15 protein-coding genes are annotated in these 18,699 nt (G+C 48.1%); 8 read left to right on the top strand and 7 right to left on the bottom strand.

Going from position 1 to position 18,699, the window contains the following annotated elements; translation table 11 throughout:
* Positions 1–317: 317 nt before the first annotated feature.
* Positions 318–872 (bottom strand): iron-sulfur cluster insertion protein ErpA, encoded by a 555-nt coding sequence (gene erpA / locus V4C51_RS17870; RefSeq protein WP_420797631.1) that lies wholly within the window; start codon positions 870–872, stop codon positions 318–320.
* Between the two features lie 207 nt (positions 873–1,079).
* Complete coding sequence (locus tag V4C51_RS04420) at positions 1,080–1,856, bottom strand: DUF6776 family protein (RefSeq protein ID WP_330924922.1); 777 nt, start codon at positions 1,854–1,856, stop codon at positions 1,080–1,082.
* Positions 1,857–1,960: 104 nt separating this feature from the next.
* Between V4C51_RS04420 and V4C51_RS04415 the strand changes: the two genes are divergently transcribed.
* Positions 1,961–2,593 carry a CDP-alcohol phosphatidyltransferase family protein gene (locus V4C51_RS04415; RefSeq protein WP_330924921.1) on the top strand — a complete coding sequence of 211 codons (633 nt, stop codon included), beginning with the start codon at positions 1,961–1,963 and terminating at the stop codon, positions 2,591–2,593.
* Between the two features lie 8 nt (positions 2,594–2,601).
* On the opposite strand, the gene V4C51_RS04410 is transcribed toward V4C51_RS04415, so the two are convergent.
* The gene (locus V4C51_RS04410; protein WP_330924920.1) at positions 2,602–3,798 is read right to left on the bottom strand and encodes a cation:proton antiporter domain-containing protein; all 1,197 of its coding nucleotides are present in this window, start codon (positions 3,796–3,798) and stop codon (positions 2,602–2,604) included.
* Positions 3,799–3,982: 184 nt separating this feature from the next.
* Between V4C51_RS04410 and V4C51_RS04405 the strand changes: the two genes are divergently transcribed.
* The 4 genes from V4C51_RS04405 to V4C51_RS04390 all read left to right on the top strand — a co-directional run bounded on the left by V4C51_RS04405 (position 3,983) and on the right by V4C51_RS04390 (position 7,896).
* Complete coding sequence (locus V4C51_RS04405; protein ID WP_330924919.1) at positions 3,983–4,597, top strand: hypothetical protein; 615 nt, start codon at positions 3,983–3,985, stop codon at positions 4,595–4,597.
* A 465-nt stretch (positions 4,598–5,062) separates the two neighbouring features.
* On the top strand, positions 5,063–6,199 hold the full coding sequence (locus tag V4C51_RS04400) for a hypothetical protein (protein WP_330924918.1): 1,137 nt from the start codon (positions 5,063–5,065) through the stop codon (positions 6,197–6,199).
* Positions 6,180–7,118: a metal ABC transporter solute-binding protein, Zn/Mn family gene (locus V4C51_RS04395; protein WP_330924917.1), complete on the top strand. Its 939-nt coding sequence runs from the start codon at positions 6,180–6,182 to the stop codon at positions 7,116–7,118. Before V4C51_RS04400 ends, V4C51_RS04395 begins: the two co-directional genes overlap by 20 nt.
* A complete protein-coding gene (locus V4C51_RS04390; RefSeq protein ID WP_330924916.1) occupies positions 7,111–7,896 on the top strand; it encodes a metal ABC transporter permease in 786 nt (261 codons plus the stop codon). The genes V4C51_RS04395 and V4C51_RS04390 overlap by 8 nt, the downstream gene beginning before the upstream one ends.
* A 181-nt stretch (positions 7,897–8,077) precedes the next feature.
* Here V4C51_RS04390 and V4C51_RS04385 read toward each other — a convergent pair whose 3' ends face one another.
* The 4 genes from V4C51_RS04385 to galE all read right to left on the bottom strand — a co-directional run bounded on the left by V4C51_RS04385 (position 8,078) and on the right by galE (position 12,433).
* A complete protein-coding gene (locus tag V4C51_RS04385; protein WP_330924915.1) occupies positions 8,078–9,130 on the bottom strand; it encodes an aldose epimerase family protein in 1,053 nt (350 codons plus the stop codon).
* A gap of 74 nt (positions 9,131–9,204) precedes the next feature.
* Positions 9,205–10,356 carry a galactokinase gene (gene galK, locus V4C51_RS04380; protein ID WP_330924914.1) on the bottom strand — a complete coding sequence of 384 codons (1,152 nt, stop codon included), beginning with the start codon at positions 10,354–10,356 and terminating at the stop codon, positions 9,205–9,207.
* A 15-nt stretch (positions 10,357–10,371) separates the two neighbouring features.
* The gene (galT, locus tag V4C51_RS04375) at positions 10,372–11,418 is read right to left on the bottom strand and encodes a galactose-1-phosphate uridylyltransferase (RefSeq protein ID WP_330924913.1); all 1,047 of its coding nucleotides are present in this window, start codon (positions 11,416–11,418) and stop codon (positions 10,372–10,374) included.
* On the bottom strand, positions 11,408–12,433 hold the full coding sequence (galE, locus tag V4C51_RS04370) for a UDP-glucose 4-epimerase GalE (RefSeq protein ID WP_330924912.1): 1,026 nt from the start codon (positions 12,431–12,433) through the stop codon (positions 11,408–11,410). The genes galT and galE overlap by 11 nt, the downstream gene beginning before the upstream one ends.
* Before the next feature lie 517 nt (positions 12,434–12,950).
* Between galE and V4C51_RS04365 the strand changes: the two genes are divergently transcribed.
* From V4C51_RS04365 to melB, 3 genes are all read left to right on the top strand, one after another.
* Positions 12,951–13,433, top strand: coding sequence for a hypothetical protein (locus V4C51_RS04365; RefSeq protein WP_330924911.1), 483 nt, complete (start codon positions 12,951–12,953; stop codon positions 13,431–13,433).
* 628 nt (positions 13,434–14,061) lie between these two features.
* Positions 14,062–17,112 (top strand): beta-galactosidase, encoded by a 3,051-nt coding sequence (locus tag V4C51_RS04360; RefSeq protein ID WP_330924910.1) that lies wholly within the window; start codon positions 14,062–14,064, stop codon positions 17,110–17,112.
* A gap of 130 nt (positions 17,113–17,242) precedes the next feature.
* Positions 17,243–18,649 (top strand): melibiose:sodium transporter MelB, encoded by a 1,407-nt coding sequence (gene melB / locus V4C51_RS04355; protein ID WP_330924909.1) that lies wholly within the window; start codon positions 17,243–17,245, stop codon positions 18,647–18,649.
* Positions 18,650–18,699 lie beyond the last annotated feature (50 nt).

Here is an 18,699-nt window from a genome sequence, read left to right as displayed (position 1 = left end):
AGTTTTGCTCAATCGACCGTACTCCCCGGTACGGCGCTCCTTCACAAAATCCCTTAGAGCCGCAAGGTTCTGCGCAATTCTCAGGGCAGTTTATGAAATATCCGGGCTAGGAGCCTGTCGGGTTTATGCTCGAAAGCATAAGTCCGACAGGCTCCTTGATTATAAACCCCCAAAGGTTCTAAAGCAGCACCCTGGCGGCAAGTCATTGAAGCACCGGAAGTCTGCAAAGAGTCGATGACTGGGAGACAAGCGCCGCCAATAGCTGTAAAAAAGTAGCTGTTTTAAAGACGACGGTTTCAGTATTGTTAAAAGTCGCCTCAAATGGAAAATGAAGCCCCACATCCACAGGTTGATGTGGCATTGGGGTTTTTCACCAGGAAACGGGACCCCTGAAGGCCTTCTTCGTAGTCGACTTCGGCCCCTACCAGATACTGATAGCTCAGAGCATCCACAACCAAATGAACGCCATCATTGCTGATCACCGTATCGTCTTCAGCAATATTATCATCAAAGGTAAAACCATATTGAAATCCTGAGCAACCACCGCCAGTGACATAGACACGTAGCATTAGATGACGGCTTTCTTCGTTTTCCTCTTTCTGTTTCTTTTCCTTTTCCTGTTTTTCTTCCTGATCCTTTTCCTGTTTTTCTTCCTGATCCTTTTCCTGTTTCCCTTCCTGATCCTTTTCCTGTTTCTCTTCCTCTTCCTGTTTCTCTTCCTGCTTTCCTTCCTCTCCCTGTTCCTTTGTCTCTTCCTTTCCCCGTTCCTCCTCCCTTTCCTTTTCTTCTTCTTCGATAAGTAACTTCGCTCTTGCCGCAGCATTATTTGTAAAGATAATAGGGGTAGGGGTTACAGTTTCTACAGTACTCATTGGCTCTCCCGTGCTGACAAGGCGTGACACTGGGGTATTTATCAGCCCGATTAATGATTAAAAGACAAGATAGGGGTCTGAACGTGTGATTTTGTCACCCCGGGGGACAAGGGGGTGAAAGAGAACAGGTGTCACAGATTCAGTCCACCACCAAAAGCGTTAATCGCTATCATAGCAGCCAATGGCAAAGACGAGAACCATACCGGTTCACAGGTCTTGCGATGATAAGTTGCCATTGGATTTTTCCAGCAGGTTGGCCCATTCATAGGTTTTATCCAATTGCTGCTTGCTTCCGCTGCGAATGTCAATGGCGACTCGCACGGCTTTGGGGGTAAATCCTTCCGGTAAGGTGACTAAATAGGCATCTGGTTTTTCCGGCAGTGCCTGAAAGTAGCGAAAGCCAAGGGGCAGGCTGTCCTGGTCGATTCCTGCCAGTTGAAACAGTGAGAGTTCTTTCTTTTCACCCCGGTTGAAGCCCTCAATTGTGATGGAGACGTTGCCCTTTAGAAAAGCATTGGTGCGTGATACCTGAGCAATAATCATCTGAAAGTGAAAAGTATGCCCTTGTGCCAAAGGGCGAAGTTTGATGGTTTGCACTCTTACACCGGTTTCTTTAGTCCCAGGGACCATAATACTTCGGTAAAAAGCAAGTTCTTGTGCCAGTTGTGATTTTTCTGTTTCAAGCTGTTGAATAGTGGCGCGTGTACTTTCTATTGCCAGTTTATCGATCTTTCTTGCGTATTTAAGAACGGATATTTCCTTAACATGTTGGTTTTTCTCAATTTCCATGGCGTTAATAGTTTTCAGTAACGCTCGGTCTCCCTGCGCAAGTGTTGCGTTGCAAGTGGCCTGGCTCTCACCAAGGTTGTAAAAAAAAGTCAGCAATCCAGTAAAAACGATTATAAACCCAAAAGCTAATACCCAATTTTGCTTCAGATAATTGGCCCAAATGGCTAACATGTGTCGGTTACGAGTACTGGACATAGCAATCTCATTGGTACTTGATACGTTTGACGGTACCAGCGGTGATAGAAACGCACAGAACCCGGTATGATTAACTTCCCATTAGCCCTAAGATTATTGAAACCATGCTAGATAGATGGACAACACAGTGGGTTCAGCCACCATTGACAAAAGTAGCTGCTTTACTGAATAAAAGCAGCTTTAGTCCTGATCATATCACGTTAACCGGTTTTGTCGCTGGCATGTTGGCGATTCCTCTGTTGGCGAGTCAGCTTTATCTGCCTGCTTTGGTAATGATTTTGGTTAACCGCGTACTTGATGGACTTGATGGGGCGCTGGCACGTTTACAGTCCCCTTCAGATGCCGGCGGTTTTCTCGATATTACCCTGGATTTTATTTTTTATGCGGGTGTCGTGCTGGGTTTTGCCTTATCTGACCCTCAGAGCAATGCTTTGGCAAGCAGCTTGTTGATGTTCTCATTTATGGGCACTGGCGCAAGCTTTCTGGCATTTGGGATTATGGCACAGAAGCATGCTATCAAGCATAGCCATTTTGGTCACAAATCACTGTATTATTTGGGAGGATTAGCTGAAGGCACTGAAACAATTGTGATTTTTGTGTTGTTTTGTTTGTTTCCACAGCATTTTCCCTGGCTTGCCACGGTGTTTGCTGTTATTTGCATTATCACGGCAATGATCAGGGTCTGTTCAGGCTATCAGACCATTAAACAGGCTGAAGTGCCAACCTTGTCAACCTGAGCCTGTGGTCAATCACTTCTCATACCCCCTTTTGAGGCGATGGGTGTGGGGAGCCGCCCGACGACAATATAGGTGGATATAATAAACGTCACAATTGCTGCACCCTCTATCACGAGGGCTGCACCGGCTGAGAGTTTGCCGGCTGCCAGAGCGCCAAAGGCAAGCAGGAGTGAAAATTCACTGCTTTGCCCAAGTCTCAGTCCCATATCTATCGCTCGGTCTGAGCGTTCTTCCGCCAGATGGATCAATAAAAAGCGGAAGGCCCAAGGCTTGCTGATAAGGACAACCGCTGCTGCCGCCAAGGTCGCCAGCCACAGAAAAGTAGGCATAAAAGGGTTGAACTGAGCGCCCACCGAAAAGAAAAAGAGAATCAGGAAAAACTCCCGCAAAGGTTTAAGCCCTTCTGCAATCACCAGAGCTATAGGCGATGTGGCTAATGTTACCCCGGCAATAAAGGCCCCTATTTCGTGAGATAAACCACATTCATTTGCTATCTCAGCGGCTGTCAGGCACCAACCGAGTGACACCAGAAAGATGTACTCAGAGATAATGTCGAACTTTCGGAAAAGCGGGAGCAGCGCGAACCGGACAAAGGCCCAGGCGGTGGCCGCAAACACGGCGGTTTTTAAAGGGAGCAGTATAATGCTGATATGCCAGTCAGTGTGATTGTCGCCATAGATCAGCAGGACGGCCAAAATGGCTATTATATCTTCAAATAACAAAATACTGATCATCACCTCGCCAACCCGCTTATGGTGGAGTGTCGTCGTAGGGATGAGTTTCAGGCTGATAACCGTACTGGAAAATGACAGTGCCAATCCGGCGATCAAGGCGTCGTAAACAATAAATTGAAATACCCAGTGCAACAGGGCTGCTACCAGTGTTGCCGTGAAAAAAAGGCGTAACAGGGTGACAGATGCCGTTTGCCTTAATTGATGAAATAAATTGGTGGGGTGCAGATGTAGTCCTAATAAAAACATCAGCAAAATGATGCCCATTGTTGAGATAGCGTCAATATGCCCATCGTTAACCACCAGACTGATTCCGTGGGGGCCTGCGATAATACCCAGCAGAATGTAAGCGAGAATGATCGGTTGTTTAAAGGAGACAAACAGCGTGCCTAACAGCGAGGCGCCACCGAAAATCACGGCCATTTCTAACACCAGATGTTCAAAAGCGCCATGCACGTTAATACCCTGATACACGATAATGCAGTTTCTTATAACATAGGCGATAATTCGTTATAAGAGAGGATTTATATGGGCCGCTTTAACAATATTTCGGATACTTTTTGATAACGTATCGCAGAGGTAAACAGTCACTTTTAATCACTGCTGACCGGTTAAGTACTGATGTTATCCAATCGGATGGGCACTCTATGTGGTAGTAATGGGTAACTTGAGTGATCTAATGATGGGCTACAGAGATGACTTTTATATCCCTGAAAATATCATTGGATATACTGGTAGTGCCGCGTTGAACCCAACCGTCTATTTTGAGCATCAGTGTTTTTTTGGACTTATTACTCAACATCATCCCTGGCCCGAGAATATTGGTCGTGCCTTTCTTGGTTTTTCGGATGATTATTATCTTAGGAATTACTCCAAAGAGATAACTGACCCAGCCATTGTGAGCAAATTGGTCAAACTTGGTGGCCCCGAAGCAATAGAGCATGGCTGGATGTTTGAATTTTACGACGGCAGGGTAATGCATGTCAGCAGAAGCCCCTTTGTCCCTATAAAAAATCGGAACACAATGCTCCGGTCATGCCTGTCTATGGCGATACACGCTTTCCCCAAAATGAAAATCCTGGATATCAAGGAATGTATTTCCATCTACCATGATTGTTGTACTGATAATAACTACTTTCCTAAGATAAAGTTCAAATTGGGGTACAAAAAGCTGGAAGATTTAAAACGTGATATAGACGAGGCCTGTGAAGGGGAGGATATGGATAAATGGTTAGTACGCCATAGCTCTTCGGCAATGGTTAGACCATCATAGCTCTTTATTTTTTGACCGTGTGGCACCTAGTGTTGAATTGAGGTTTAAGACTGCTTCTGAAAAGTCTCAATGCTGTTGTTGGTTTTTTTTAGCCCGACGACATCCCTCTGCATGTGCGTGTTCGCGCAATTTTTTTGACGCCTGTTAACAGGTAAGTTTCATGAATAATAACCCCCCATCATTTCTGGTTCTGGGAGCCTGTCGGACTTAAGGCAATTTCGGCCTGAAATCCAGAAAGAGCGGCCATATTTTCCGATGAATTGGCTTAAATAGGTCAACTATTCGCACAAATCCATCGAAAAATCTGACTCGCTCTACTGAATGTCATGCCCGAAAGCTTAAGCCCGACAGGCTCCTGGCAAAATAGTTTTGAACAGAGTTCAACAAAGCCTTTCCAAGATGAAGGTTATGTTATAACATCTCCAAACTTTTGCAATGTTATAGTATATCAAAAAGGGAGTTATTGTGAAAAAATGGCCTGTTGTTGTCCTGGGCTCACTGGCATCGGTGCCGGCTACCGCTGATGTTTTATCTAACCCGCAGATTGGCGTGGTACTTGACGCGCAGTATGAAGATGGTGGCGGTTTTAGTCTGGGCCATACCGAACTCAATATGTCCGCTAATATTGACGACAAATTTCACGGCGCGCTAACGACCGTTCTGGAAAGTCATGGCGACACAACTGAGTTGGCCGTTGAAGAAGCGTTCATCGAAACGCTCAGCATGCCTTATGGTTCCCAGCTTCGTGCTGGACGCTTTCTTTCTGACTTTGGCTATATGAATAACCAGCATACCCATACTGACAGTTTTACTGATCGGCCTGGCATTTATAAAAGTTATCTGGGTTCTCACTATTATGATGACGGTATTCGAGCCAGTATCGTTTTGCCAACGGATTTATATGTTCGCCTGGGTTTAGAAGCACTGACCGGCAGCAAAATGTCTGCTCTGGAAAACAGCGGTGAGGCCAGCAGCGTTGGCGTCTACACAGGGACAATGAAAATAGGGGGAGACCTGTCTGCGTCTTCCAGTTGGCAGATGGGCTTAAGCTATCTTAACAACAAAAACGGTGCCGTCAACGATTTTACCGTTGATGACGGCAGCCATGACCACTACTCAGGAGATGGCCATGACCACAGCCATGATCACAGCGCATCAATAACAGGTGAGCATCTTTATGGTGTAGACATGGTCTGGAAGTGGGCACCTGATGGTAACTACAAATACCAGAACCTGACATTGTCAGCAGAGTACATGCTGTTGGACAATGTTATTGACGACAAATTCAAGCATGAAGAAAACGCGCCCGGTCAACTGGATGGTTACTACCTGTCAGGTGTCTATCGCTTCAGCCCAAACTGGTCAGCAGGTTTGCGTTATGGTGAAGTAGAAACCTATAGTGCCCACGGCCATGACGATCACGCGCACTTTAGCGCAGAGAAAGAAAAAGAAACGTCAGTCATGGTGGCATGGAACGCTTCTCACTTTGGTACGATTCGAGCGCAATACTCCCAGACCAAAGACCAAGAGAATAAAAAAGACAACACCTTCACCTTACAATATGTCATGACCTTTGGAGCACATGGCGCCCATGCTTTTTGACACGTTGAAAAAGTGCCTGGCCGCTTCGGCAGCCATTTTTTCCGCGCAGGCCATGGCACTGAATATTTTTGTCTGCGAACCTGAATGGCAAGCACTGGTGGCTGCCCACGCGCCGGATGCTGATATTTTCTCAGCAACAACGGCTATGCAGGACCCCCATTATGTGCAGGCACGCCCTTCACTGATTGCCAAAATGCGTCAGGCAGATTTAGTGATGTGTTCAGGTGCTGAATTGGAAATTGGCTGGCTGCCCATGCTGCAAAGCAAAAGTGGAAACCGGGCAGCACAAAATAGCAGTGATACCATGATCTATGCTGCTGGCCATGTCACCATGCTGGACACGCACAATCACGTAGACCGGGCAATGGGTGATATACATGCCCATGGCAATCCCCATGTACAATTTGCCGTCAATGATATCCCAGAGCTTTCCAGGGTTGTGACTGAGCGTCTACGACACATTGACCCAGAGAACGCACGGCTTTATCAGGCTAATGGCATACGTTTCCGTGCTCAGTGGCATAGTAATATCCTTCGCTGGCAGGAGCTGGCAGCGCCACTTCGAGGCAAAAAAGTGGTGGGTTATCACACGACTTATCGTTATCTGTTTGACTGGCTGGGCATTGAACAGGTGGCAGACCTTGAGCCGAAACCCGGTTTACAACCCACGGCATCGCACCTGCAATCTCTGACTCAGTTGGGGAAAGACTCTTTTGATGCCATTGTTTTCTCTTCTCACCAGGATCAACGGCCTGCGAACTGGTTACATGAGCATACGGGTAAACCGGTGGTTGAGTTACCAATGACTGTGTCCGATGGGCAGTCACTGAGTGAACTTTATGATCAAGTTATTCATGCGCTACTAAAAACCATGGCGCCGACGAAGTCTGACATCACAAGTGGGGAGGCCCATGGCTGAATACCTGTGGCTTTTGCCTGCTGTGGCCTGTGGTTTTATCGCATTGGCTGGCAATGTCGTACTGGGTCAACAAGTCCTTAAACGGCAGATTATTTTTATTGATCTGGCTGTTGCGCAGGTTGCGGCTTTAGGTGCTGTCATCAGTCATTACTGGCTGAGTCATTTCAGTCTGTTTCAACAGAGCTGGTTTGGGGAGATGGTAGGTCCATGGTTATTGTCTGTCCTGTTTTGCCTGCTCATTGCTTTACTCGAAAAGTACTGGAAACAGCATTTGGAGGCTCTGATTGGAACCCTGTTTGCTGTCTCCAGTTCTATGGCAATGATTTTGGTCAGTAAAGACCCCCATGGTGCTGACTTTCTAAAAAACATGCTTAATGGTCAGCTACTGTGGGCAACCTGGAGTGATGTTTGGCATCTGGGCTTGGTAACTGTGGTTATGCTCGGCGTGATTTTCTGGCGGCCCCATTTATTGGGAGGACATGGCTTTTATCTGATTTTTGCCATCCTGATGCCAGTGACCGTCAAACTGACAGGTATCTATCTGGAATTTGCCCTGCTGGTTATTCCCGCGCTGTGCACTGCTTTTGTAAAGGGCAAGTATTCACTTCTGATCAGCCTGATACTCGGCTCCGTCAGTATCATCAGTGGCATAATGGTATCAGCCTGGTTCGACTGGCCAAGTGGTGCCAGCATTGTGTTAACTCTGTTCCTGACCGGGATGTTGTTTATGATAATGACATCAGCTCGAAAAGCTTCGGTTGTAAAGCGGGTGCGTTGATCTCTTCCATCGCATACCTCAGAAGCGGTCTTAAAAGTCTGCCCGTAGCGAGGACTGCGAGAAATGGCGGATAAAAAGTCGCTTTTGTGAGGAGAATAGCGGGACTATTTGACGAACAAAAGCGACTTTTTAGACCCATTTATCGTAGCCGCAGTAGGAGCATGACTTTTAAGACTGCTTCTTAGCTAAATCGAAAAATAGTCTGGTGTGAGTAGGTTTCTTGCGGGTGCAGCAGCGTTGAAGGAAAATGCGGATGATTGGGCGAATCAGGAAAATGCTGGGTTTCCAGACAAAAACCCTCCCAGTTACGGTAGCATTGTCCTGATTTTGACGGTGTACCATCGAGGTAGTTTCCCGAGTAGAGCTGAACGCCCGGATGAGTGGTGAAGACTTCCATCCTTCTGCCATGTTCCGGTTCAGAGACAATGGCAAATTGTTGTGGTTTTATCGGTCTTTCATCGGCTTGAGCAAATACCCAACAGTGGTCGTATCCTTTAGCCTGAAGCAGTTGTTGGTCAGCTTTGTCAATATCCCGGCCCAAGGCTTTAGTTATTCGAAAGTCCATGGGAGTGCCTTTCACAGGGGCCAGTTCGCCGGTGGGAATAGCTGTTGCGTCCGTTGGCAGATAATGATCGGCCCGGAGTTCGAGCTGGTGATTGAGACAACTGCCATAACCGCGTAAGTTGAAATAGCTGTGATTGGTCAAGTTTACCACTGTGATGGCATCGGTTGTGGCCTGATAGTCTATATGCAGCTCGTTTCTTTCATTGAGTGTATAGCTGACCTGGAGTTTCAAATTGCCCGGATAACCCTCTTCTCCCTCTTTAGAGAGGTACGTCAGAGTGACTGTGACGGCGTTCGATTGCTGCTTTGTTGCAGCAGACCACAGGCAGCTATTGAAACCTTTGTGACCACCATGGAGGTGGTGTTTGCCGTTGTTGCGGGCCAGCTGGTAATCCTTGCCATTAATAGTCAACTGACCATTACTGATACGGTTGGCGAATCGGCCAGCGATGGCGCCAAGGTAAGCCTGCTGCTCCTCATAGCCAGCGACCGTGTTGCAGCCAAGCACGATATCGGAGAGCTTGCCCTGTTTATCACGGGTGAAAAGACTTTGGATGATACCGCCAAGATTCAAAATGGCTACTTGGGTTCCATGACTGTTATTTAAGGTATAGCGGTTCACGGTTTCATTGAACCGGCTCTTACCAAAAACGTCCTGAGAGATGTTCACGATATAGACTCAAATAGTTAGTAAACTGCGTCTCTGCGGTTATTTCGTGCCAGTATAAAACGAGGGAAACGCCCTTAGGCAATACTGGATGCACCCTGGCTCGCTTTGCAAACATAGATATCAGCTTTCAGGCCCGTTTGTTTTTCGTACCCGCGCTCCATTGCTTGTTTGATAGCAGCGACCTTTTCTTCCGGTACCAGAGAGACTACGCAGCCACCAAAGCCGCCACCGGTCATACGAACGCCGCCGTCTTCACCTATGACGCCTTTGACAATCTCCACAATAGTGTCAATGGCGGGGACGGTAATTTCAAAATCGTCTCGCATGGAAGCATGGGATTCAGCCATAAGAATCCCCATTCGCTTCAGGTTCCCTTCAGGCATGACTTCAGCCGCTTCAAGCGTGCGGTTATTTTCCGTAACAACGTGACGGGCCCGGCGATAAGACACCTCGTCCAGTTTATGCTTGCGCGCATCAAGCATTTCAACAGAAACATCGCGCAGGGCTTTCACACCAAAATGTCGGGCAACAGACTCACATTGCTGACGACGTGTGTTGTATTCAGAATCAACCAGCCCACGTTTTTTGTTGGAATTAATAATAACGATGGCCGCACCTTCAGGTATTTTCACCGAGCGGGTTTCCAGGCTACGGCAATCCAGCAGCATGGCGTGGCCTTTTTCACCACAGGCAGAAACCATCTGGTCCATGATGCCGCAGTTGACGCCCACGTAGTTGTTTTCTGCTTCCTGACCGATCAGGGCCAGTTCTTTAAGACTGACATTCAAACCTGCCAGACGACTGAGGGCCAGGCCCGTGCAGACTTCCAGGCAGGCGGAAGACGACAGGCCCGCACCTTGAGGTACATTGCCAATAATGGCGATATTGGCGCCACGCAGAGGCATACCACGCTCCAGCAGAGCGGTGGCCACGCCGCGGATATAGTTGCTCCATGTTGCTTCAGAGCTGGCTTTAACAGGGAGTTCCAGATTAAATTCTGATAGCTGGCCGTCAAAGTTGGCAGCGCTCACCATCAGTTTTTGATCGTCACGGGGTGTGGCGGCAATCATTGTCTGGTGATTAATGGCACATGGTAATACGAACCCATCGTTGTAATCAGTATGTTCGCCAATCAGGTTGACACGACCAGGAGCCTGATAGAAGTGTTCCGGTTTTGCCCCCCATTTGCTTTCAAACAGGTGGGTCAGTTGTTGCTTCATAGCCATGTAAAAATGCTTTCCTCAGGCTTTCAGGTAGTGGGTTACAGGCAGGCCGCGCAGGCGCTCTGCTGCCTGCTCGGCAGTGAGATCACGCTGGGTTTCAGCCAACATTTCAAAGCCCACCATGAATTTGCGAACGGTGGCAGAGCGCAGTAATGGTGGATAAAAGTGTGCGTGCAGCTGCCAATGACTAGTGTCGTCTTCGTTAAGTGGCGCACCGTGCCAGCCCATAGAGTATGGGAAAGAGGTTTGAAAAAGGTTGTCGTATTGAGTGGTGAGCCTTTTCAGCGTGTCGGCCAGTGTCAGGCGTTGCTCTGCATTTAGCTCCGTAATGCGAGAAATTGGCTGCTTTGGTAGCAGCAGTGTTTCAAACGGCCAGGCTGCCCAGTAGGGCACAACGGCAATCCAGTCGTCATTTTCAACCACAGTCCGTTCACCGGATTCAGATTCCCTGTGGGCGTAGTCAACCAACATATTGGTACCTTTTTCTAACAGCCACTGACGCTGGTTGTCGTCTTCCTTACGGGCTTCATTAGGCAGGAAACTGCTGGCCCAAATTTGTCCGTGTGGATGTGGGTTAGAGCAACCCATCGCTGCGCCTTTATTTTCAAACAACTGCACCCAGGGGTATCGCTTGCCCAGATCTTCCGTTTGTTCTGCCCAGACATCCACCACATCCCGAATTTCTTCCCTCGATAGCAACGGTAACGTTTTACTGTGGTCTGGCGAGAAGCAAATAACGCGAGCTTCACCGCAGGCACCGGACGTTTTAAACAGACCGGAACTGTTGTTTGTATCAGGTGTATCGGTGAGTAACGCCGGAAAGTCATTTTTGAAGACAAAAGGTTTGGTGTAATCTGGATTCTTGTCGCCAGTGACTCGTGTGTTACCTGGACACAGATAACACTCAGGATTGTGTGCACGACGGTCACTTGGTGCTGTTTTTTCTACTTGACCCTGCCATGGGCGTTTGGCCCGGTGCGGAGATACCAGAATCCAGTCGCCAGTCAGCGGGTTATAACGGCGGTGAGGGTGGTCAACCGGGTTAAATTCGGTGTCAGTCATCATCGTTACTTTCAAAACCGTTAGGGTTTCTGGACTGCCAGGCCCAGGTATCTGTCGTCATATCAACCAGGTTACGGGTAGTTTTCCAGCCCAGCTTTTCTTCAGCATAAGAAGGATCTGCGTAACATTCGGCAATGTCACCCGGACGACGGTCAACCAAATCATAGGCCAGTTTTTTTCCACAGGCCTGCTCAAAGGCTCTCAGCATTTCCAGTACACTGTTGCCTTTTCCTGTGCCAAGGTTGTAGGTATGAACACCCGTGCTTTCCCAGTGTGTTTTCAGTGCTGCCAGGTGGCCCTTCGCCAGATCCACAACATGGATGTAGTCACGGACACCTGTGCCGTCTATTGTGGGATAGTCATGACCAAAAACACTGAGCTTTTCACGTTTGCCCACAGCCACCTGGGCAATAAAGGGCATCAGGTTATTGGGGATGCCATTAGGGTCTTCACCAATCAAACCACTTTTGTGGGCACCAACGGGATTAAAATAGCGTAGCAGGCTGAAGTTCCATTTTTCGTTGGCGGCAGCCAAATCGCGCAGGGTCTCTTCGATAAACAGCTTGGAGCGACCGTATGGATTGGTTGCGCTGGTGGGGAAGTCTTCGCGAATCGGCAAAGCGTGTGGATCGCCATAAACGGTAGCGGAAGAGCTGAACACAAGATGGCGAACGTCGAATTCATCCATCACTTCCAGCAGTTTCACAGTACCTGTGACGTTGTTGTCATAGTACGTCAACGGTTTACTAACGGACTCACCCACGGCCTTCAGACCAGCAAAATGAATCACCGCATCAATGTTGTATTGGGCAAATACGTCTCTCATGCCGACTATATCGCGCATATCGATTTCTTTGAAAACAAAGTCTCGACCGGTGATTTTTGAAACCCGTTTCAGTGCTTCTGGCTTACTGTTGCAGAGGTTGTCCACAACCACAATATCGTAGCCTGCGTTCAGTAGTTCCAGGCAGGTATGACTACCAATGTAGCCAGCACCACCAGTAACCAGGATGCTCATTTGGCGTACTTCCTCTGGGTAGTAAAGTAGGGTCAGATCGTAAAACAGGCTGATTATACAAACGTTGATTCAGGTCAACAAAAAAAAGCCTTTCAACATTTTCAATGTTGGCGTGGGAGACAGTTAAGGCACGGGGGATGATCTGCTTTTCAAAGCCCGCAAAGATGCACGATATTGCCATAGGAGCCTGTCGGACTTAAGACAATTTCGGCCTGAAATCCAGAAAGTGCGAGAAAGTGCGAGAAAGTGCGGCCAGAATCTTATGCTCGAAAGCATAAGTCCGACAGGCTCCATAGGTTTGCTGATCCACAAAGTGGAATTTGGCATTAATATTTACGCTAACCCACATATCTGACACACTACCGGTCATAATAAACCCGGTGTTACGGAAATATATGTTTCATTGAGTGGTAACCGTTCAAGTGGGGGATAGGCTTTCTTGCTGTTATGTTCCTATGGTGTCGTTCAAGCGCGTGGCGCGAAGCGGCATCCTTGTTGACTGCATGAGGTAACCAACATGAATAAAGCATCACTGGCTGTTATTGCAACCTTCATTTTCACGATATTACCTGCAGCCGCCAGTTCTGCCAGTAGTTTCAAATCGAAATTCAACTCGAAAGCCTTGCAAGTAAATTTTATTAATAATACCCGTTACGCATGCAAAATAACACGTAATTATCTTAAGCATGGTCAATGGGATATTAAGCCACCTGACGAGATAGGGGCATACAATGAAAGTATTTGGGACGCGACTCAGTATGCTTTCCATGGTCCTGATATTGCCTTGACATTTAAATGTGGTGATTACTCGTTCAGTGTGAAAAACCAACAAGACTTCTCTGCCTTAGTCGGTGGGGGTCAACATAACGCTACTTATGATGTAGATAACCATCTACGTGTTACCAACAGAGAGATTCAGCGTGCCGCTACTGTACAGGATATACCCGGTATTGCAGAAATAAAGGTTTCATTGAAACGTCACCGTTCAAGCGGGGGGTAGACTCCCCTGCTTGTCAACGTCCGAATGTAACGAATGTGATCTGAATTTATTTTTTCAAATTCCCGGGATCAGCACTCGGATATTTCGAACCAGGGAGCGGCTGATCTCCTGGCTGACCTTCTGGAGAGTATCAACGAAGCGCTTGTAAGAATTAATACGGCCAATAACTTATTCTAACCAGGAGCCTGTCGGACTTATGCTTTCGAGCATAAAATTCAGTAGGGCGAGTCAGAATTTTCGATCAATTCGCGCGAATAGTTGACCTGTTTAAGCCAATTGATCGGAAATTCTGGCCGCACTTTCTCGCACTTTCTCGCACTTTCTCGCACTTTCTCGCACTTTCTCGCACTTTCTCGCACTTTCTGGATTTTAGGCCGAAATTGTCTTAAGTCCGACAGGCTCCCAGGCTAGTGCGAAGGGTTGTAGCGTGTGTCTACTGACGCTTGTCAGTACCCTTCCATAGCGGGGAAATAGTGGGGAAATAGTGAGCAACAAGTAACGTTTATAATCCCTTGATTTGAGTCAATGCTATCAGATGATCACAAAGTTACCATCTCATCCTATTAAAGATTGACCACTTTGGATAAATGCTTAACATTTACCCGAGTGAATTGAGAGTGAGGAATCCATGATTCAGATCATGCGCCGGGACTGGGAAACGCCTGAAATTACTTCCTGGAACCGCCTGCAAGCCCATACGCCACTTCATAGCTGGCGTAATGAGCAGGATGCCCTGGCCGGAGCAACGAGTGACTCTGTCCTTAGTCTGGACGGTGACTGGGCATTTTCTTTGTATGATTCACCCCGGGAAGTGCCCACCAGCTTTGCAAAAGAGGGGTGTGGTCGCGAACAAACCATCAGGGTTCCGGGTAATTGGCAGACACAGGGGCATGACAGACCTGTCTATACCAATGTCAAATACCCATTCGCCTGTAATCCTCCTTTCGTTCCTGAAGACAATCCAACAGGCTGCTACTCTTCCACTTTTGTCCTGCCTGAACACTGGCAGGCTGATAGCCGAACCCGAGTGATTTTTGATGGCGTAAACAGTGCCTTCTACCTGTGGTGTAACGGTGAAATGGTGGGTTACTCTCAGGATAGTCGTTTGCCTGCGGAATTTGATCTGACAGATTTTCTCCAGGCTGGTGAAAACTCACTGAGTGTGATGGTGATGCGTTGGTCAGACGGCAGCTATCTGGAATGTCAGGACATGTGGTGGTTAAGTGGTATCTATCGTTCAGTACGGTTGCTGAACAAGCCAAGCAGTCATATTTCCAATGTGCGAATTACGCCTGACCTTGATCACCATTATAAGGATGGCACCCTGAATATTGTTGTTGAGACAACTAACAGTCAGCATCTGGGTATTCGCACAGCCCTTTATTACGGTAATGAGCGGGTTGCCACTAAAACTCAGTCAATGGGTTCTGCACTGGTAGACGAACGAGGGAGATACGATGACCGTTGTGAAATGGCTCTGAAGGTCAGGTCGCCTGCACTCTGGAGTGCAGAGATGCCAAACCTTTATCGTGTAACAGTTACTCTGACTGATCTGGAAACGGATACTGATATTGAAACCGAGTCTTACAACATTGGATTTCGAAAAGTTGAAACGGGTGATGGTCTGCTGAGACTCAATGGCAAGCCATTGACTATTCGAGGTGTTAACAAGCACGAGCATAACCCGGCTACCGGTCACTTCGAAACCCTGGAAGATGTTCGTGAGCACCTGCTTCTGATGAAGCAACATAACTTTAACGCTGTGCGTTGTTCCCACTATCCGCATCAACCAGGGTTTTACCCGCTGTGTGATGAGCTGGGTCTCTATGTGGTGGATGAAGCTAACATCGAAACCCACGGCATGGCGCCTATGGGGCGACTGGCTGATGATCCGCGCTGGACCGGTGCCTTCATGGAACGGTTGATGCGCATGGTTTACCGGGACTTTAATCATCCCTCTATTATCATCTGGTCTCTGGGTAATGAGTCCGGTTATGGCGCGGCCCATGATGCCATGTATCAGTGGGCAAAACGCGCCGATCCTTCCCGCCCGGTTCAGTATGAAGGTGGCGGTTCAAATACCCCGGCTACTGATATTGTTTGCCCAATGTACGCCAGAACGGATATGGATCTGGCTCAGCCTTTCTACGACCAGCCTAAGTGGGCGTTGAACAAATGGGTAGGCATAAAAGACGAAAGCCGCCCGATTATTCTCTGTGAGTATGCTCATGCCATGGGCAACAGCCTGGGTGGTTTTGCCGAATACTGGGATGCCTTTCGTAAACATGACCGCCTGCAAGGCGGCTTTATCTGGGACTGGGTTGACCAGGGACTGGATAAATACGACGAAAATGGTCAACACTTCTGGGCTTATGGTGGTGATTTTGGTGATAAAATCAACGACCGTCAGTTTTGCATCAACGGCCTGGTGTTCCCAGACAAAACACCGCACCCAGCCCTGTTTGAAGCCAAGCGCGCTCAGCAGCCATTTGTCTTTGAGCTGGTTAACACGCAACCGCTGACAGTGAAAGTGACCAGTGAGCACTGTTTTGTCGCTACAGAAAACAACCGGCTGAGCTGGACACTCATGACGGGTGACGACGTAGTGAGTTCCGGTGAAATGAAGCTGGAGCTGGCACCCGGCGCCAGTTGTGAATGTGTCATTGATACACCGGCGCTGACCACAGAGCTGCCGCGCCTGAACATGGTTATTACTCAGCCCGAAGCAACGGTCTGGTCTAAAGCGGGTCATGAAGTAGCCTGTCAGCAATTTATGCTAACTCCGTCTCTGGTCAGTGGTTGTGAAAAAAGCAGACAGAATGCTGTCATTGACACATTAAAAGACCATTATGCGGTCAAGGCGGGTGGCAGCGAATGGCACTTAGATAAGCGCACAGGGCAGATAACCCACTGGATCAAAAACGGCAATGAGCAGCTGTTGGACTCTCTGGCGGATAATTTCTTCCGAGCGCCACTGGATAACGATATTGGTGTGAGTGAAGTGGATAATCCTGATCCGAATGCCTGGATGCCACGCTGGGAGCGGGCCGGGTTGCGTAACCTGCATCATCGCTGTGTGCAAATTCGTTGTTATCCCGAGCAAGGTTCGCTGATTGCTGATCATGCGTATTTTGCCAGCGAAAGCGCAGAGAAACCCATTCTTAAAACGGTCTGGACCCACTGTTTCACCATAGACGGTCAGATGAACGTTGATATTGACGTTCAGGTTGACGCATCGCTTCCGCCTTTACCTCGTGTTGGTGCGGCCCTGCGACTGAAGGATAAACCTGAATGTGTCAGTTGGATGGGTCGTGGACCACACGAAAATTACCCGGATCGTCTGCGAAGCGCAGATATCGGGCGGTGGACGCAACCCGTTGGCAACATGCACACGCCGTATATTTTCCCGAGTGAGAACGGCTTGCGCTGCGATAGTCGAACGCTTTCTTTGGGGGATGTTTCTGTCAAAGGCCATTTCCACTTCAGTGTCAGCCCGTATGGTCAGGAACAGCTCGCTAAAGCGACCCATACGAACGAATTGACTGAGTATGCCGGTTTGTTCGTCTATCTCGATGGTCACCACATGGGAGTAGGTGGTGATGATTCATGGTCACCTAGCGTGCGACCTGAATATTTGCTGAAGGCATCCCGTTATCAGTGGCGCTTTGCCCTCTCCTGATGGATGGAAGGGACGATTAATCATCGTCCCTCAATCTCCCCTTTCGACGTATTTTTTTCGGTGGCATTAAAAATTTTTACTGCTGCATGTGAAAGCTTGATGAGCTATTTTTTTTAATGGTGTGTGAGTAATGAGTGTAAATAAAAGTGATCAGGCGATACCGTTTTCTACAAAACTATCCTACGGGCTAGGGGCCTTGGGAAAGGACCTTGGTTGTGCACCCATCTATATTTTTCTGATGTTTTATTACACCGATGTTGTGGGCCTCTCTGCGGTATACGTCGGTACACTTTTTCTTGTCGCTCGCATTATTGATGCTTTTACTGACCCATTAATGGGGATGATTGTTGATAATACCCGAACCCGGTTTGGTAAGTTCCGTCCGTGGATTCTGATAGGTACGTTGATTAATGCTGTTGTCCTCCTGGCGCTGTTCAGTGCACATCGCTTTGATGGTACTTCTGCCTATGCCTATGCAGCCATAACATACATTCTCTGGGGCGTGACATACACCATTATGGACATTCCTTACTGGTCCATGATTCCATCGCTGTCGTGTAAACGGTCCGAGCGTGAACACCTGGTGGTTTGGCCGCGAATTTTTGCCAGTATTGCCTGGACAGTGGTGGGGGCTTATGGCCTGTCCGTTGTGGGTGTGTTCGGCGGTGAAGATCAGGGGCATGGTTTCTTCCTGGCCAGTGTTTTGATTGCCGTTCTTTTCATTGCCAGTGCTGCGCTGACTTTCTTCAAGGTGGTTGACAAGAGCAACCAGTCAGGTAATGTCGAGATAGCCGGAAAAATCGAGACAATCGAAAAAGCTGCTCAGGAAAAAATCTCCTTCAAAGATGTGAAAAACATTCTCGTGCAGAATGATCAGTTGCAATCCCTGATCGGCTTCGTGCTGTCGTTTAATATCGCCATGCAGCTCGTTGGCGGTTTTGCTATTTACTATTTCTCTTACGCTATTGGACAGCCCGATATGTTTCCAATGTTCATGTTGGTAGCAGGGGTAGCTGAATTCGCTGGCATCTTTTTGTTTCCGTGGATTTCCAAAGTGATTAATCGGAATTTTATGTGGCCTCTGGCATGTGGATTCCCGATCCTGTGCTGTGGGGTTCTGTTCCTGGGCAGCGAAATTGCACCTGCCAGCGCCGTGTTGGTGGGTATTGCCGGTGCGGCGCTGAAGTTTGGTAATGGTCTGTTCAACGGTTTGTCCACAGTAATGCTGGCTGACGTCGTTGACTACGGAGAGGTTAAGACCGGTATGCGCAGCGAAAGTGTTATCTTCTCAGTGCAGACCATGATGGTAAAGGGTGCCGGTGCCCTGGCGGGCTTTCTGATTGGTTTCGGTCTGACCATGGTGGGTTATGTGGCTAATGAAGCGCAGACGGCTGAAACGGTACTTGGCCTGAAAGTTCTCATGTTGCTGGTGCCTGCTGTCATGGTGGGACTGAGCGCTCTGATTTATAAAAAAACTTATCGTCTGGATAAGCGATTCAACAAAAAAGAAGTAACGACTGAAACTTCTTATGCCTGATACCCGCCTGGCTGTCTGAAGCGTATACTGCACCTCCTGTTCAGGAGGTG

It is taken from the genome of Candidatus Sororendozoicomonas aggregata, from assembly GCF_031528575.1.
GTDB lineage: Bacteria > Pseudomonadota > Gammaproteobacteria > Pseudomonadales > Endozoicomonadaceae > Endonucleibacter > Endonucleibacter aggregata.
Note: the sequence above shows the minus strand (reverse complement) of the source record. Positions and strands in the feature narration are given on the sequence as shown.

Coding starts and splice junctions, on each gene's coding strand:
- erpA (WP_420797631.1), bottom strand. CDS start 872: ATGAGTACTGTAGAAACTGTAACCCCTACCCCTATTATCTTTACAAAT.
- V4C51_RS04420 (WP_330924922.1), bottom strand. CDS start 1,856: ATGTCCAGTACTCGTAACCGACACATGTTAGCCATTTGGGCCAATTAT.
- V4C51_RS04415 (WP_330924921.1), top strand. CDS start 1,961: ATGCTAGATAGATGGACAACACAGTGGGTTCAGCCACCATTGACAAAA.
- V4C51_RS04405 (WP_330924919.1), top strand. CDS start 3,983: ATGGGTAACTTGAGTGATCTAATGATGGGCTACAGAGATGACTTTTAT.
- V4C51_RS04395 (WP_330924917.1), top strand. CDS start 6,180: ATGGCGCCCATGCTTTTTGACACGTTGAAAAAGTGCCTGGCCGCTTCG.
- V4C51_RS04390 (WP_330924916.1), top strand. CDS start 7,111: ATGGCTGAATACCTGTGGCTTTTGCCTGCTGTGGCCTGTGGTTTTATC.
- galK (WP_330924914.1), bottom strand. CDS start 10,356: ATGGCTATGAAGCAACAACTGACCCACCTGTTTGAAAGCAAATGGGGG.
- galT (WP_330924913.1), bottom strand. CDS start 11,418: ATGATGACTGACACCGAATTTAACCCGGTTGACCACCCTCACCGCCGT.
- galE (WP_330924912.1), bottom strand. CDS start 12,433: ATGAGCATCCTGGTTACTGGTGGTGCTGGCTACATTGGTAGTCATACC.
- V4C51_RS04365 (WP_330924911.1), top strand. CDS start 12,951: ATGAATAAAGCATCACTGGCTGTTATTGCAACCTTCATTTTCACGATA.
- V4C51_RS04360 (WP_330924910.1), top strand. CDS start 14,062: ATGATTCAGATCATGCGCCGGGACTGGGAAACGCCTGAAATTACTTCC.
- melB (WP_330924909.1), top strand. CDS start 17,243: ATGAGTGTAAATAAAAGTGATCAGGCGATACCGTTTTCTACAAAACTA.